The 16,086-nt window shown below is 47.3% G+C and carries 5 protein-coding genes, 9 tRNA genes and 5 rRNA genes; all 19 read left to right on the top strand.

Annotated elements, in window-relative coordinates; translation table 11 throughout:
- Positions 1-130: 130 nt before the first annotated feature.
- The 19 genes from V6Z54_RS06865 to radA all read left to right on the top strand — a co-directional run bounded on the left by V6Z54_RS06865 (position 131) and on the right by radA (position 16,086).
- Positions 131-3,061 (top strand): 23S ribosomal RNA (locus V6Z54_RS06865).
- 61 nt (positions 3,062-3,122) lie between these two features.
- Positions 3,123-3,238, top strand: a 5S ribosomal RNA gene (rrf, locus tag V6Z54_RS06860).
- An 823-nt stretch (positions 3,239-4,061) separates the two neighbouring features.
- Positions 4,062-4,137: transfer RNA gene (locus V6Z54_RS06855), tRNA-Val, on the top strand.
- A gap of 33 nt (positions 4,138-4,170) precedes the next feature.
- Positions 4,171-4,246, top strand: a tRNA-Thr gene (locus V6Z54_RS06850).
- A gap of 37 nt (positions 4,247-4,283) precedes the next feature.
- Positions 4,284-4,359: transfer RNA gene (locus V6Z54_RS06845), tRNA-Lys, on the top strand.
- A gap of 8 nt (positions 4,360-4,367) precedes the next feature.
- Positions 4,368-4,450, top strand: a tRNA-Leu gene (locus V6Z54_RS06840).
- A gap of 30 nt (positions 4,451-4,480) precedes the next feature.
- Positions 4,481-4,552, top strand: a tRNA-Gly gene (locus V6Z54_RS06835).
- 12 nt (positions 4,553-4,564) lie between these two features.
- Positions 4,565-4,650: transfer RNA gene (locus V6Z54_RS06830), tRNA-Leu, on the top strand.
- A gap of 11 nt (positions 4,651-4,661) precedes the next feature.
- Positions 4,662-4,738, top strand: a tRNA-Arg gene (locus tag V6Z54_RS06825).
- 7 nt (positions 4,739-4,745) lie between these two features.
- Positions 4,746-4,822, top strand: a tRNA-Pro gene (locus V6Z54_RS06820).
- An 8-nt stretch (positions 4,823-4,830) separates the two neighbouring features.
- Positions 4,831-4,906: transfer RNA gene (locus V6Z54_RS06815), tRNA-Ala, on the top strand.
- 126 nt (positions 4,907-5,032) lie between these two features.
- A 16S ribosomal RNA gene (locus tag V6Z54_RS06810) occupies positions 5,033-6,581 on the top strand.
- 182 nt (positions 6,582-6,763) lie between these two features.
- A 23S ribosomal RNA gene (locus V6Z54_RS06805) occupies positions 6,764-9,694 on the top strand.
- Between the two features lie 61 nt (positions 9,695-9,755).
- Positions 9,756-9,871, top strand: a 5S ribosomal RNA gene (gene rrf / locus V6Z54_RS06800).
- Together the 16S, 23S and 5S rRNA genes with 9 tRNA genes alongside form the textbook arrangement of a ribosomal RNA operon.
- A 177-nt stretch (positions 9,872-10,048) precedes the next feature.
- Positions 10,049-10,513 carry a CtsR family transcriptional regulator gene (locus V6Z54_RS06795; RefSeq protein ID WP_003217184.1) on the top strand — a complete coding sequence of 155 codons (465 nt, stop codon included), beginning with the start codon at positions 10,049-10,051 and terminating at the stop codon, positions 10,511-10,513.
- A 14-nt stretch (positions 10,514-10,527) separates the two neighbouring features.
- Positions 10,528-11,085, top strand: a complete 558-nt coding sequence (locus tag V6Z54_RS06790; RefSeq protein WP_024425862.1) for a UvrB/UvrC motif-containing protein — start codon at positions 10,528-10,530, stop codon at positions 11,083-11,085.
- A gap of 4 nt (positions 11,086-11,089) precedes the next feature.
- The gene (locus tag V6Z54_RS06785) at positions 11,090-12,181 is read left to right on the top strand and encodes a protein arginine kinase (protein WP_041084744.1); all 1,092 of its coding nucleotides are present in this window, start codon (positions 11,090-11,092) and stop codon (positions 12,179-12,181) included.
- The gene (gene clpC, locus V6Z54_RS06780; RefSeq protein ID WP_007496263.1) at positions 12,178-14,613 is read left to right on the top strand and encodes an ATP-dependent protease ATP-binding subunit ClpC; all 2,436 of its coding nucleotides are present in this window, start codon (positions 12,178-12,180) and stop codon (positions 14,611-14,613) included. Before V6Z54_RS06785 ends, clpC begins: the two co-directional genes overlap by 4 nt.
- A gap of 93 nt (positions 14,614-14,706) precedes the next feature.
- Positions 14,707-16,086 carry a DNA repair protein RadA gene (gene radA / locus V6Z54_RS06775; RefSeq protein WP_025092231.1) on the top strand — a complete coding sequence of 460 codons (1,380 nt, stop codon included), beginning with the start codon at positions 14,707-14,709 and terminating at the stop codon, positions 16,084-16,086.

Here is a 16,086-nt window from a genome sequence, read left to right as displayed (position 1 = left end):
CATTCCTTCAAAACATGTCTCTAGCGAGACAGGATTGTTCTTTGAAAACTAGATAACAATAAGTAATACATTCACATTGAATGCAATGCAAAGTTCATCACACATAGTGATTCTTTCTAAAGTAAGAAATGGTTAAGTTAGAAAGGGCGCACGGTGGATGCCTTGGCACTAGGAGCCGATGAAGGACGGGACGAACACCGATATGCTTCGGGGAGCTGTAAGCAAGCTTTGATCCGGAGATTTCCGAATGGGGAAACCCACTACTCGTAATGGAGTAGTATCCATACTTGAATACATAGAGTATGAGAAGGCATACCCGGGGAACTGAAACATCTAAGTACCCGGAGGAAGAGAAAGCAAATGCGATTCCCTGAGTAGCGGCGAGCGAAACGGGAACAGCCCAAACCAAGAGGCTTGCCTCTTGGGGTTGTAGGACACTCTATACGGAGTTACAAAGGAACGATATAAGCGAAGAGGTCTGGAAAGGCCCGCCAAAGAAGGTAACAGCCCTGTAACTGAAATGTTGTTCTCTCCAGAGTGGATCCTGAGTACGGCGGAACACGTGAAATTCCGTCGGAATCCGGGAGGACCATCTCCCAAGGCTAAATACTCCCTAGTGACCGATAGTGAACCAGTACCGTGAGGGAAAGGTGAAAAGCACCCCGGAAGGGGAGTGAAATAGATCCTGAAACCGTGTGCCTACAAGTAGTCAGAGCCCGTTAACGGGTGATGGCGTGCCTTTTGTAGAATGAACCGGCGAGTTACGATCCCGTGCAAGGTTAAGCAGAAGATGCGGAGCCGCAGCGAAAGCGAGTCTGAATAGGGCGCATGAGTACGTGGTCGTAGACCCGAAACCAGGTGATCTACCCATGTCCAGGGTGAAGTTCAGGTAACACTGAATGGAGGCCCGAACCCACGCACGTTGAAAAGTGCGGGGATGAGGTGTGGGTAGGGGTGAAATGCCAATCGAACCTGGAGATAGCTGGTTCTCTCCGAAATAGCTTTAGGGCTAGCCTCAAGGTAAGAGTCTCGGAGGTAGAGCACTGATTGGACTAGGGGCCCCTACCGGGTTACCGAATTCAGTCAAACTCCGAATGCCGATGACTTATCCTTGGGAGTCAGACTGCGAGTGATAAGATCCGTAGTCGAAAGGGAAACAGCCCAGACCGCCAGCTAAGGTCCCAAAGTATACGTTAAGTGGAAAAGGATGTGGAGTTGCTTAGACAACCAGGATGTTGGCTTAGAAGCAGCCACCATTTAAAGAGTGCGTAATAGCTCACTGGTCGAGTGACTCTGCGCCGAAAATGTACCGGGGCTAAACGTATCACCGAAGCTGCGGACTGTTCTTACGAACAGTGGTAGGAGAGCGTTCTAAGGGCTGTGAAGCCAGACCGGAAGGACTGGTGGAGCGCTTAGAAGTGAGAATGCCGGTATGAGTAGCGAAAGACGGGTGAGAATCCCGTCCACCGAATGCCTAAGGTTTCCTGAGGAAGGCTCGTCCGCTCAGGGTTAGTCGGGACCTAAGCCGAGGCCGAAAGGCGTAGGCGATGGACAACAGGTTGATATTCCTGTACCACCTCCTCACCATTTGAGCAATGGGGGGACGCAGGAGGATAGGGTAAGCGCGGTATTGGATATCCGCGTCCAAGCAGTTAGGCTGGGAAATAGGCAAATCCGTTTCCCGTAAAGGCTGAGCTGTGATGGCGAGCGAAATTTAGTAGCGAAGTTCCTGATTCCACACTGCCAAGAAAAGCCTCTAGCGAGGTGAGAGGTGCCCGTACCGCAAACCGACACAGGTAGGCGAGGAGAGAATCCTAAGGTGATCGAGAGAACTCTCGTTAAGGAACTCGGCAAAATGACCCCGTAACTTCGGGAGAAGGGGTGCTTCTTAGGGTGTTAAAGCCCCGAGAAGCCGCAGTGAATAGGCCCAGGCGACTGTTTAGCAAAAACACAGGTCTCTGCGAAGCCGTAAGGCGAAGTATAGGGGCTGACGCCTGCCCGGTGCTGGAAGGTTAAGAGGAGCGCTTAGCGTAAGCGAAGGTGCGAATTGAAGCCCCAGTAAACGGCGGCCGTAACTATAACGGTCCTAAGGTAGCGAAATTCCTTGTCGGGTAAGTTCCGACCCGCACGAAAGGCGCAACGATCTGGGCACTGTCTCAACGAGAGACTCGGTGAAATTATAGTACCTGTGAAGATGCAGGTTACCCGCGACAGGACGGAAAGACCCCGTGGAGCTTTACTGCAGCCTGATATTGAATGTTGGTACAGCTTGTACAGGATAGGTAGGAGCCTTGGAAACCGGAGCGCTAGCTTCGGTGGAGGCATCGGTGGGATACTACCCTGGCTGTATTGACCTTCTAACCCGCTGCCCTTATCGGGCAGGGAGACAGTGTCAGGTGGGCAGTTTGACTGGGGCGGTCGCCTCCTAAAATGTAACGGAGGCGCCCAAAGGTTCCCTCAGAATGGTTGGAAATCATTCGCAGAGTGTAAAGGCACAAGGGAGCTTGACTGCGAGACCTACAAGTCGAGCAGGGACGAAAGTCGGGCTTAGTGATCCGGTGGTTCCGCATGGAAGGGCCATCGCTCAACGGATAAAAGCTACCCCGGGGATAACAGGCTTATCTCCCCCAAGAGTCCACATCGACGGGGAGGTTTGGCACCTCGATGTCGGCTCATCGCATCCTGGGGCTGTAGTCGGTCCCAAGGGTTGGGCTGTTCGCCCATTAAAGCGGTACGCGAGCTGGGTTCAGAACGTCGTGAGACAGTTCGGTCCCTATCCGTCGCGGGCGCAGGAAATTTGAGAGGAGCTGTCCTTAGTACGAGAGGACCGGGATGGACGCACCGCTGGTGTACCAGTTGTTCTGCCAAGGGCATCGCTGGGTAGCTATGTGCGGACGGGATAAGTGCTGAAAGCATCTAAGCATGAAGCCCCCCTCAAGATGAGATTTCCCATTCCGCAAGGAAGTAAGATCCCTGAAAGATGATCAGGTTGATAGGTCTGAGGTGGAAGCGTGGTGACACGTGGAGCTGACAGATACTAATAGATCGAGGACTTAACCTATATTCATTTGTGAAGCATGAACATTGTTATCTAGTTTTGAGAGAACATTCTCTCCATCAGGTTTGGTGGCGATAGCGAAGAGGTCACACCCGTTCCCATACCGAACACGGAAGTTAAGCTCTTCAGCGCCGATGGTAGTTGGGGGTTTCCCCCTGTGAGAGTAGGACGCCGCCAAGCTTCTATAAGGATCAGTTCCAGTCGGAACTGGTCTTTTTTGTGTTTTTGAATGATTTGCTTCTATATAATAGGTTGTTAAAGTAAAAATACGTTGTTCCCTCGAGATTGCTACATAAATCAAACTTTATGCTCCTTCAATTTAACATGTCGGTCATCATATGAACCGGCAGTTCAAATCATCAAGGGCATCACTAAAAGCATAGAAAACCTTACCTTGGGTAAATAGATATAGAAAGGCGATGTATAGGGCCACTAAATAGAAAGACCTCATCTCGAAGGGGTGATTCAGCATTGTTGAATTTCCAATTTAAAAAGATAGAAGACATGAAAGAAACAATATTCATTTTATTTCTCCTGTTAAAATTTTACATAGACGATAAAGCTGTTGAATATTTGAAGCAGCAGAAAAAAATGATGTGAAACGATTTTCTGAAAAATAGTAAAGACCAGCAACATTTTCACAATTTTTTATGCAAAAAAGATTTCTCAAAAAAATAAAATAATAACAGAATTTCTTATTTGAATGTTTTTAACTAGAGATATATGAAATAAAACAAGGGTTTAGAAGCTACAAAATTGCTGTTTCCACAGTGATAAAGCCTTATTAGTACTCTTTTTAACAAAAAAACATAAAAAAATGAAAAAAAGGCTTTTAAAATGATGAGACAAGTGGTAAACTTCTTTAGGTGCCTTAACGAAAAGATGAAAAAAACAGCTTTAAAATAAATTCAAAAATTATTTTAAAAAAGTCTTTACAAACAATATCTTATCGTTATATAATACTATTTGTCAGATCGAGAGACACTTCGAAACGACACAATATGGAGGATTAGCTCAGCTGGGAGAGCATCTGCCTTACAAGCAGAGGGTCGGCGGTTCGAGCCCGTCATCCTCCACCATATTTATTCTTACATAATGTTAGGATAGATAAAGCCGGTGTAGCTCAACTGGTAGAGCAACTGACTTGTAATCAGTAGGTTGGGGGTTCAAGTCCTCTTGCCGGCACCACTTTCATATGGTAAGATAGACAAGTCGCTTTTAAAGCGAGCCATTAGCTCAGTTGGTAGAGCATCTGACTTTTAATCAGAGGGTCGAAGGTTCGAGTCCTTCATGGCTCACCATGTTTCATGCGGGTGTGGCGGAATTGGCAGACGCGCTAGACTTAGGATCTAGTGTCTTTATGACGTGGGGGTTCAAGTCCCTTCACCCGCATTGCCAAATAAAATAAAGAAATCCTGTAATGCGGAAGTAGTTCAGTGGTAGAACACCACCTTGCCAAGGTGGGGGTCGCGGGTTCGAATCCCGTCTTCCGCTTATACCATCCACGCCGGGGTGGTGGAATTGGCAGACACACAGGACTTAAAATCCTGCGGTAGGTGACTACCGTGCCGGTTCAAGTCCGGCCCTCGGCATTATCAAATAAGCGCCCGTAGCTCAATTGGATAGAGCGTTTGACTACGGATCAAAAGGTTAGGGGTTCGACTCCTCTCGGGCGCGCCATTAAGATCGGGAAGTAGCTCAGCTTGGTAGAGCACTTGGTTTGGGACCAAGGGGTCGCAGGTTCGAATCCTGTCTTCCCGACCATCTTTTATGGGGCCTTAGCTCAGCTGGGAGAGCGCCTGCCTTGCACGCAGGAGGCCAGCGGTTCGATCCCGCTAGGCTCCACCAATATGATCTTTGAAAACTAAACAAGACAAAACGTACCTGTTAATTCGAGTTTTTATAAAAAATCCTATGATATTTCATAGGTAGTCAGTCAAACGCTGACGAAAAACAAAACTTCGGTTTTGTACTTTTTCGGAGAGTTTGATCCTGGCTCAGGACGAACGCTGGCGGCGTGCCTAATACATGCAAGTCGAGCGGACAGAAGGGAGCTTGCTCCCGGATGTTAGCGGCGGACGGGTGAGTAACACGTGGGTAACCTGCCTGTAAGACTGGGATAACTCCGGGAAACCGGAGCTAATACCGGATAGTTCCTTGAACCGCATGGTTCAAGGATGAAAGACGGTTTCGGCTGTCACTTACAGATGGACCCGCGGCGCATTAGCTAGTTGGTGGGGTAATGGCTCACCAAGGCGACGATGCGTAGCCGACCTGAGAGGGTGATCGGCCACACTGGGACTGAGACACGGCCCAGACTCCTACGGGAGGCAGCAGTAGGGAATCTTCCGCAATGGACGAAAGTCTGACGGAGCAACGCCGCGTGAGTGATGAAGGTTTTCGGATCGTAAAGCTCTGTTGTTAGGGAAGAACAAGTGCGAGAGTAACTGCTCGCACCTTGACGGTACCTAACCAGAAAGCCACGGCTAACTACGTGCCAGCAGCCGCGGTAATACGTAGGTGGCAAGCGTTGTCCGGAATTATTGGGCGTAAAGGGCTCGCAGGCGGTTTCTTAAGTCTGATGTGAAAGCCCCCGGCTCAACCGGGGAGGGTCATTGGAAACTGGGAAACTTGAGTGCAGAAGAGGAGAGTGGAATTCCACGTGTAGCGGTGAAATGCGTAGAGATGTGGAGGAACACCAGTGGCGAAGGCGACTCTCTGGTCTGTAACTGACGCTGAGGAGCGAAAGCGTGGGGAGCGAACAGGATTAGATACCCTGGTAGTCCACGCCGTAAACGATGAGTGCTAAGTGTTAGGGGGTTTCCGCCCCTTAGTGCTGCAGCTAACGCATTAAGCACTCCGCCTGGGGAGTACGGTCGCAAGACTGAAACTCAAAGGAATTGACGGGGGCCCGCACAAGCGGTGGAGCATGTGGTTTAATTCGAAGCAACGCGAAGAACCTTACCAGGTCTTGACATCCTCTGACAACCCTAGAGATAGGGCTTTCCCTTCGGGGACAGAGTGACAGGTGGTGCATGGTTGTCGTCAGCTCGTGTCGTGAGATGTTGGGTTAAGTCCCGCAACGAGCGCAACCCTTGATCTTAGTTGCCAGCATTTAGTTGGGCACTCTAAGGTGACTGCCGGTGACAAACCGGAGGAAGGTGGGGATGACGTCAAATCATCATGCCCCTTATGACCTGGGCTACACACGTGCTACAATGGACAGAACAAAGGGCTGCAAGACCGCAAGGTTTAGCCAATCCCATAAATCTGTTCTCAGTTCGGATCGCAGTCTGCAACTCGACTGCGTGAAGCTGGAATCGCTAGTAATCGCGGATCAGCATGCCGCGGTGAATACGTTCCCGGGCCTTGTACACACCGCCCGTCACACCACGAGAGTTTGCAACACCCGAAGTCGGTGAGGTAACCTTTATGGAGCCAGCCGCCGAAGGTGGGGCAGATGATTGGGGTGAAGTCGTAACAAGGTAGCCGTATCGGAAGGTGCGGCTGGATCACCTCCTTTCTAAGGATATATGGAGCAGCGTACGTTTTCGTCTTGTTTAGTTTTGAAGGATCATTCCTTCAAAACATGTCTCTAGCGAGACAGGATTGTTCTTTGAAAACTAGATAACAATAAGTAATACATTCACATTGAATGCAATGCAAAGTTCATCACACATAGTGATTCTTTCTAAAGTAAGAAATGGTTAAGTTAGAAAGGGCGCACGGTGGATGCCTTGGCACTAGGAGCCGATGAAGGACGGGACGAACACCGATATGCTTCGGGGAGCTGTAAGCAAGCTTTGATCCGGAGATTTCCGAATGGGGAAACCCACTGCTCGTAATGGAGTAGTATCCATACTTGAATACATAGAGTATGAGAAGGCATACCCGGGGAACTGAAACATCTAAGTACCCGGAGGAAGAGAAAGCAAATGCGATTCCCTGAGTAGCGGCGAGCGAAACGGGAACAGCCCAAACCAAGAGGCTTGCCTCTTGGGGTTGTAGGACACTCTATACGGAGTTACAAAGGAACGATATAAGCGAAGAGGTCTGGAAAGGCCCGCCAAAGAAGGTAACAGCCCTGTAACTGAAATGTTGTTCTCTCCAGAGTGGATCCTGAGTACGGCGGAACACGTGAAATTCCGTCGGAATCCGGGAGGACCATCTCCCAAGGCTAAATACTCCCTAGTGACCGATAGTGAACCAGTACCGTGAGGGAAAGGTGAAAAGCACCCCGGAAGGGGAGTGAAATAGATCCTGAAACCGTGTGCCTACAAGTAGTCAGAGCCCGTTAACGGGTGATGGCGTGCCTTTTGTAGAATGAACCGGCGAGTTACGATCCCGTGCAAGGTTAAGCAGAAGATGCGGAGCCGCAGCGAAAGCGAGTCTGAATAGGGCGCATGAGTACGTGGTCGTAGACCCGAAACCAGGTGATCTACCCATGTCCAGGGTGAAGTTCAGGTAACACTGAATGGAGGCCCGAACCCACGCACGTTGAAAAGTGCGGGGATGAGGTGTGGGTAGGGGTGAAATGCCAATCGAACCTGGAGATAGCTGGTTCTCTCCGAAATAGCTTTAGGGCTAGCCTCAAGGTAAGAGTCTCGGAGGTAGAGCACTGATTGGACTAGGGGCCCCTACCGGGTTACCGAATTCAGTCAAACTCCGAATGCCGATGACTTATCCTTGGGAGTCAGACTGCGAGTGATAAGATCCGTAGTCGAAAGGGAAACAGCCCAGACCGCCAGCTAAGGTCCCAAAGTATACGTTAAGTGGAAAAGGATGTGGAGTTGCTTAGACAACCAGGATGTTGGCTTAGAAGCAGCCACCATTTAAAGAGTGCGTAATAGCTCACTGGTCGAGTGACTCTGCGCCGAAAATGTACCGGGGCTAAACGTATCACCGAAGCTGCGGACTGTTCTTACGAACAGTGGTAGGAGAGCGTTCTAAGGGCTGTGAAGCCAGACCGGAAGGACTGGTGGAGCGCTTAGAAGTGAGAATGCCGGTATGAGTAGCGAAAGACGGGTGAGAATCCCGTCCACCGAATGCCTAAGGTTTCCTGAGGAAGGCTCGTCCGCTCAGGGTTAGTCGGGACCTAAGCCGAGGCCGAAAGGCGTAGGCGATGGACAACAGGTTGATATTCCTGTACCACCTCCTCACCATTTGAGCAATGGGGGGACGCAGGAGGATAGGGTAAGCGCGGTATTGGATATCCGCGTCCAAGCAGTTAGGCTGGGAAATAGGCAAATCCGTTTCCCGTAAAGGCTGAGCTGTGATGGCGAGCGAAATTTAGTAGCGAAGTTCCTGATTCCACACTGCCAAGAAAAGCCTCTAGCGAGGTGAGAGGTGCCCGTACCGCAAACCGACACAGGTAGGCGAGGAGAGAATCCTAAGGTGATCGAGAGAACTCTCGTTAAGGAACTCGGCAAAATGACCCCGTAACTTCGGGAGAAGGGGTGCTTCTTAGGGTGTTAAAGCCCCGAGAAGCCGCAGTGAATAGGCCCAGGCGACTGTTTAGCAAAAACACAGGTCTCTGCGAAGCCGTAAGGCGAAGTATAGGGGCTGACGCCTGCCCGGTGCTGGAAGGTTAAGAGGAGCGCTTAGCGTAAGCGAAGGTGCGAATTGAAGCCCCAGTAAACGGCGGCCGTAACTATAACGGTCCTAAGGTAGCGAAATTCCTTGTCGGGTAAGTTCCGACCCGCACGAAAGGCGCAACGATCTGGGCACTGTCTCAACGAGAGACTCGGTGAAATTATAGTACCTGTGAAGATGCAGGTTACCCGCGACAGGACGGAAAGACCCCGTGGAGCTTTACTGCAGCCTGATATTGAATGTTGGTACAGCTTGTACAGGATAGGTAGGAGCCTTGGAAACCGGAGCGCTAGCTTCGGTGGAGGCATCGGTGGGATACTACCCTGGCTGTATTGACCTTCTAACCCGCTGCCCTTATCGGGCAGGGAGACAGTGTCAGGTGGGCAGTTTGACTGGGGCGGTCGCCTCCTAAAATGTAACGGAGGCGCCCAAAGGTTCCCTCAGAATGGTTGGAAATCATTCGCAGAGTGTAAAGGCACAAGGGAGCTTGACTGCGAGACCTACAAGTCGAGCAGGGACGAAAGTCGGGCTTAGTGATCCGGTGGTTCCGCATGGAAGGGCCATCGCTCAACGGATAAAAGCTACCCCGGGGATAACAGGCTTATCTCCCCCAAGAGTCCACATCGACGGGGAGGTTTGGCACCTCGATGTCGGCTCATCGCATCCTGGGGCTGTAGTCGGTCCCAAGGGTTGGGCTGTTCGCCCATTAAAGCGGTACGCGAGCTGGGTTCAGAACGTCGTGAGACAGTTCGGTCCCTATCCGTCGCGGGCGCAGGAAATTTGAGAGGAGCTGTCCTTAGTACGAGAGGACCGGGATGGACGCACCGCTGGTGTACCAGTTGTTCTGCCAAGGGCATCGCTGGGTAGCTATGTGCGGACGGGATAAGTGCTGAAAGCATCTAAGCATGAAGCCCCCCTCAAGATGAGATTTCCCATTCCGCAAGGAAGTAAGATCCCTGAAAGATGATCAGGTTGATAGGTCTGAGGTGGAAGCGTGGTGACACGTGGAGCTGACAGATACTAATAGATCGAGGACTTAACCTATATTCATTTGTGAAGCATGAACATTGTTATCTAGTTTTGAGAGAACATTCTCTCCATCAGGTTTGGTGGCGATAGCGAAGAGGTCACACCCGTTCCCATACCGAACACGGAAGTTAAGCTCTTCAGCGCCGATGGTAGTTGGGGGTTTCCCCCTGTGAGAGTAGGACGCCGCCAAGCTTCTATAAGGATCAGTTCCAGTCGGAACTGGTCTTTTTTGTGTTTTTGGGAGGTTTGGCACCATATAAATGTGGAAATAATATTGTTAGTTGAGCGATTATCTTGAAAAATCGACCGAAAAAATTTATAGTAAGATTAAAGTCAAATATAGTCAAAGTCAATGGAGGAGGAGGCGGAGTGGCACAAAATATTTCTGATATCATCGAGCAGTATTTGAAGGAAGTCTTAGATCAGAACGGTCGAGAAATATTAGAAATTAAGCGCAATGAAATTGCAGATAAATTTCAATGCGTACCTTCACAAATTAACTATGTTATCAATACACGCTTTACGAGCGAGAGAGGCTATATCGTTGAAAGTAAGCGTGGCGGCGGTGGCTATATCCGCATCATTAAAGTCAAAATGAATGATGAAGTCGACTTATTGAACAACATTATTTCCCAAATATATCATCGTTTATCACAGGCTGCATCTGATCATATCATCATGCGTCTTGTTGAAAATAACATTTTATCTGAAAGAGAAGCTAAGATGATGATTAGTGTCATGGATCGTTCTGTATTGCATATTGATTTACCTGAACGTGATGAACTGCGTGCTCGGATGATGAAAGCGATGTTAAATGCTTTGAAATTAAAGTAAAGCGGGTGAAAAGATTGATTTGTCAAGAATGTAATGAGAGACCAGCCACTTTTCACTTTACGAAAGTTATAAATGGAGAAAAACAAGAAATGCACATATGTGAACAATGTGCAAAAGAAAACAGTGATTCATATGCTATGAGTGGAAACCAAGGTTTCTCGATTCACAACTTATTATCAGGTTTATTGAATATTGATCCTAGCTTCACCACAAGTGCTAACAAGGGCTCGTCTATTTTTCAAGAAGCGAAAGAAGTGGACCAATGTCCTAAGTGTGGCTTAACCTTTCAGCAGTTCAGAAAAACAGGCCGATTTGGCTGTGCAGAATGCTATCGTACATTTGATCAGTATCTGAACCCTGTTTTACGGAAAGTCCATAGTGGAAATACAGTCCATAATGGGAAAGTCCCAAAACGAATTGCCGGCAGCCTGCATGTCCGGCGGAAACTTGAGTTAATGCAGCAAGAGCTGAAGCAGCTGATTGAACAGGAAGAGTTTGAAAAAGCAGCAGAAGTTCGAGATCAAATTCGTGCATTAGAGCATGAGCAATCTCAGCAGAGGGAGGGAGATTAACGACATGTCGCTCCAGCATTTTATTCAAGACGCTCTAAGTCAGTGGATGAAACAAAAAGGACCAGAAAGTGACATTGTTCTAAGCAGTCGTATCCGGCTAGCGCGCAATCTAGAGCATGTTCGTTTCCCAACTCAGTTTTCTCAAGAAGAAGCTGAAGCTGTTCTCCAGCAATTCGAGCAAAAGTTTGCTAGCCAGGCAGTGAAGGACATCGGAAACTTTGTACTGATTCGAATGAATGAAACGCAGCCTTTAGCAAAGAGGGTACTTGTTGAAAAACATTTGATCAGCCCCAATTTAGCTGAATCAAGATTTGGCGGCTGTTTGCTTTCTGAAAATGAAGAAATCAGTGTGATGTTAAATGAAGAAGACCATATTCGAATCCAATGCTTATTCCCAGGTTTTCAGCTAGCCAATGCACTAAAAGCGGCTAATCAGGTAGATGACTGGATTGAAGAGCAAGTGGATTATGCGTTTTCTGAAAAGCGAGGATACTTAACAAGCTGTCCGACTAATGTAGGTACAGGTATTAGGGCATCGGTCATGATGCATTTACCAGCATTAGCGCTCACAAGACAAATGAATAGGATTATTCCCGCCATCAATCAATTAGGTCTTGTGGTCAGAGGAATTTATGGTGAAGGCAGCGAAGCAATAGGGAACATCTTTCAAATATCAAATCAAATGACACTTGGTCAATCAGAAGAAGACATTGTAGATGATTTAAATAGTGTGACCGCTCAGCTCATTGAACAAGAGCGATCTGCACGAAAAGCGCTATATCAAACATCTAAAATTGAACTTGAGGACAGAGTGTACCGGTCCTTAGGGATTTTGGCCAATTGTCGTATGATTGAATCAAAAGAAACAGCAAAGTGTTTGTCAGATGTGCGGCTTGGAATTGATTTAGGTATCATTAAGGGGCTTTCAAGTAATATACTGAATGAACTCATGATTTTGACCCAGCCCGGTTTCCTTCAACAATATTCAGGAGGAGCCTTGGAGCCAAATGAACGAGATATAAAACGAGCAGCGATTATTAGAGAAAGGCTGCGCTTAGAAATGCATAGGAATGGACAGGAGGATGAAACGATATGATGTTTGGAAGATTCACTGAAAGAGCTCAAAAGGTATTAGCACTTGCACAAGAAGAAGCCATTCGCCTAGGCCATAAGAACATAGGTACTGAGCACATTTTACTTGGCCTTGTACGTGAAGGTGAGGGCATCGCTGCCAAAGCGTTAGAAGCACTGGGCCTTGTTTCAGATAAAATCCAAAAAGAAGTCGAAAGCTTGATTGGAAGAGGGCAAGAGGTGTCTCAAGCTATTCCTCACTATACGCCTAGAGCGAAGAAGGTCACTGAGCTTTCAATGGATGAAGCAAGAAAGCTAGGTCATTCCTATGTAGGGACAGAACATATTCTATTAGGTCTTATTCGTGAGGGAGAGGGTGTCGCTGCCCGTGTCTTAAATAACCTCGGAGTGAGCTTAAATAAAGCACGTCAGCAAGTCCTGCAGCTGCTTGGAAGCAATGAAACAGGTGCATCTGCAGCAGGCTCTAATAGCAATGCAAATACGCCGACGCTAGATAGCTTGGCAAGAGATTTAACTGCTATCGCAAAAGAGGACAGCTTGGACCCTGTGATTGGCCGAAGCAAAGAAATTCAACGTGTCATTGAGGTTCTAAGTAGAAGAACAAAAAATAACCCTGTGCTGATTGGTGAGCCTGGTGTTGGTAAAACAGCCATCGCAGAAGGTCTTGCACAGCAAATTATTCATAACGAAGTGCCTGAAATCCTGCGTGATAAACGAGTGATGACACTGGATATGGGAACTGTTGTAGCTGGAACGAAATATCGTGGTGAATTCGAGGATCGTTTGAAAAAAGTCATGGACGAAATTCGTCAGGCAGGAAATATCATTCTCTTTATCGATGAGCTTCATACACTCATTGGTGCTGGTGGAGCAGAAGGTGCGATTGATGCGTCTAATATCTTGAAGCCATCCTTAGCACGTGGTGAGCTTCAATGTATTGGGGCGACAACGTTAGATGAGTACCGTAAATACATTGAAAAGGATGCTGCGCTTGAACGACGTTTCCAGCCAATTCAAGTAGATCAGCCTTCTGTTGATGAGAGTATTCAAATCTTAAGAGGACTTAGAGACCGGTATGAAGCACATCACCGTGTGTCTATTACAGATGAAGCGATTGAGGCGGCAGTAAAGCTGTCTGACCGTTATATTTCTGACCGATTCCTTCCAGATAAGGCGATTGATTTAATTGATGAGGCAGGTTCGAAAGTCCGTTTACGTTCGTTCACAACACCGCCTAACCTAAAAGAACTAGAGCAAAAGCTGGATGAAGTACGCAAGGAAAAGGATGCGGCAGTTCAAAGTCAAGAATTTGAAAAAGCAGCTTCTCTTCGCGATACAGAGCAGCGTTTGCGTGAAAAAGTAGAAGTTACAAAGAAATCATGGAAAGAAAAGCAGGGACAAGAGAATTCAGAGGTATCTGTAGATGATATCGCAATGGTCGTTTCCAGCTGGACGGGAGTGCCTGTTTCGAAAATTGCTCAAACGGAGACAGATAAGCTTCTGAATATGGAACAATTGCTCCACTCTCGTGTAATCGGGCAGGATGAAGCCGTTGTTGCTGTAGCGAAAGCTGTGAGACGTGCGCGTGCAGGCCTAAAAGATCCAAAACGTCCAATCGGCTCCTTTATCTTCTTAGGACCAACAGGGGTTGGTAAAACAGAGCTTGCAAGAGCACTCGCCGAGTCTATTTTCGGTGATGAAGAAGCAATGATCCGTATTGATATGTCTGAATACATGGAGAAACACTCTACATCCAGACTTGTTGGGTCACCTCCAGGCTATGTCGGTTATGATGAAGGTGGACAGCTGACTGAAAAAGTGAGAAGAAAACCTTATTCTGTCGTTCTATTAGACGAGATTGAAAAGGCCCATCCAGATGTATTTAATATCTTACTGCAAGTATTAGAAGATGGTCGTCTAACTGATTCTAAAGGGCGTACCGTTGACTTTAGAAATACGATTTTGATCATGACATCAAACGTTGGAGCTAGTGAGCTGAAGCGCAATAAATACGTTGGCTTTAACGTGCAGGATGAAAGTCAAAATTACAAGGATATGAAAGGCAAAGTGATGGGCGAGTTGAAACGTGCGTTTAGACCTGAGTTTATCAACCGTATTGATGAAATCATTGTCTTCCACTCGCTTGAGAAGAAACATCTCAAAGAGATCGTGTCTCTCATGTCTGATCAATTGACAAAACGATTAAAAGAACAAGACCTATCAATTGAATTGACGGAAGCAGCAAAAGCGAAGATTGCCGACGAAGGAGTAGACCTTGAGTACGGTGCGCGTCCATTAAGAAGAGCGATTCAAAAGCATGTAGAAGATCGACTTTCTGAAGAGCTTCTGAAGGGCAATATTGAAAAAGGTCAACATATCGTATTAGATGTGGAAGATGGAGAAATTGTCGTAAAAGCAACGGCTGCTACGAACTAATATAGTAAGAAAAAAGTGTGAGGCATACCAGTAAGATGTATGCCTCCCTTTACTTATTTTCTGACCAGTATAAGGAGTTGTATTCTTCAATCTATGGCTAAGACAAAATCAAAATTTATATGCCAATCGTGCGGTTATGAGTCAGCCAAATGGATGGGGAAATGTCCAGGCTGCGGCACGTGGAACAGTATGACAGAAGAGGTCGTTCGCAAAGAGCCAGCAAACCGTCGAAGTGCTTTTAATCATTCTGTTCAAACCATTCAAAAACCTTCACCTATATCTGCAATTGAAACATCCGAAGAACCCCGAATTAAAACGAATTTAGAAGAATTTAACCGAGTATTAGGAAGTGGAATTGTCAAAGGCTCTCTTGTTCTCATTGGCGGAGATCCTGGGATTGGGAAGTCCACATTATTATTACAAGTATCCGCACAGCTCTCAGACAAAAATCAGAATGTGTTATACATATCTGGTGAGGAGTCCATTAAACAAACGAAGCTAAGAGCGGACCGCCTTGGCATTGAAAGCGCCTCTTTACATGTTTTGGCTGAAACCGATATGGAGTATATAACGTCTGCTATACAGGAGATGAAACCTGCTTTTGTTGTGGTGGATTCGATTCAAACCGTTTATCAAAGCGATATCACGTCAGCTCCCGGCTCTGTATCTCAAGTAAGAGAATGTACAGCGCAGCTGATGAAGATTGCTAAGACAAATGGGATTCCAATTTTTATCGTTGGTCACGTGACAAAAGAAGGCTCGATCGCAGGTCCACGCCTTTTAGAGCATATGGTGGATACAGTTCTTTATTTTGAAGGCGAGCGTCATCATACGTTTCGTATCTTACGGGCGGTCAAAAACCGATTTGGTTCAACGAATGAATTGGGGATTTTTGAAATGAGAGAGGAAGGACTCACGGAAGTATTAAACCCATCAGAAATCTTTTTAGAAGAGCGGTCGGCAGGTGTATCTGGTTCGTGTGTTGTTGCCTCAATGGAAGGAACAAGACCCGTACTTGTCGAGATACAGGCATTAATTTCCCCGACAAGCTTTGGGAATCCGCGAAGAATGGCCACTGGCCTTGATCATAATCGAGTATCGCTGCTCATGGCAGTTTTAGAAAAACGCGTGGGGCTGCTCTTGCAAAACCAAGATGCGTATTTAAAGGTCGCAGGCGGTGTGAAGCTTGACGAACCGGCGATTGACTTAGCTATTGCCGTCAGTATTGCATCAAGCTTTAAAGACGCAGCGCCGCATCAAGCGGATTGCTTTATAGGAGAGGTCGGTCTGACGGGAGAAGTCAGAAGAGTATCAAGAATTGAACAGCGAGTGCAGGAAGCTGCGAAACTAGGATTTAAGCGAATGTTTATTCCTCAGGCGAATATAGACGGATGGAAAAAGCCGAGAGGGATTGAGTTAGTTGGTGTAGAAAATGTAGCGGAGGCACTTCGAATTTCACTAGGGGGATCATAG

Source organism: Bacillus sp. MAG717A (genome assembly GCF_036884855.1).
In the GTDB taxonomy this organism is placed as follows: Bacteria; Bacillota; Bacilli; order Bacillales; family Bacillaceae; genus Bacillus; species Bacillus safensis.
The sequence above is the reverse complement of the archived record's forward strand: the minus strand, read 5'-3'. Positions and strand labels throughout refer to the sequence as shown.

Coding starts and splice junctions, on each gene's coding strand:
- V6Z54_RS06785 (WP_041084744.1), top strand. CDS start 11,090: ATGTCGCTCCAGCATTTTATTCAAGACGCTCTAAGTCAGTGGATGAAA.
- clpC (WP_007496263.1), top strand. CDS start 12,178: ATGATGTTTGGAAGATTCACTGAAAGAGCTCAAAAGGTATTAGCACTT.
- radA (WP_025092231.1), top strand. CDS start 14,707: ATGGCTAAGACAAAATCAAAATTTATATGCCAATCGTGCGGTTATGAG.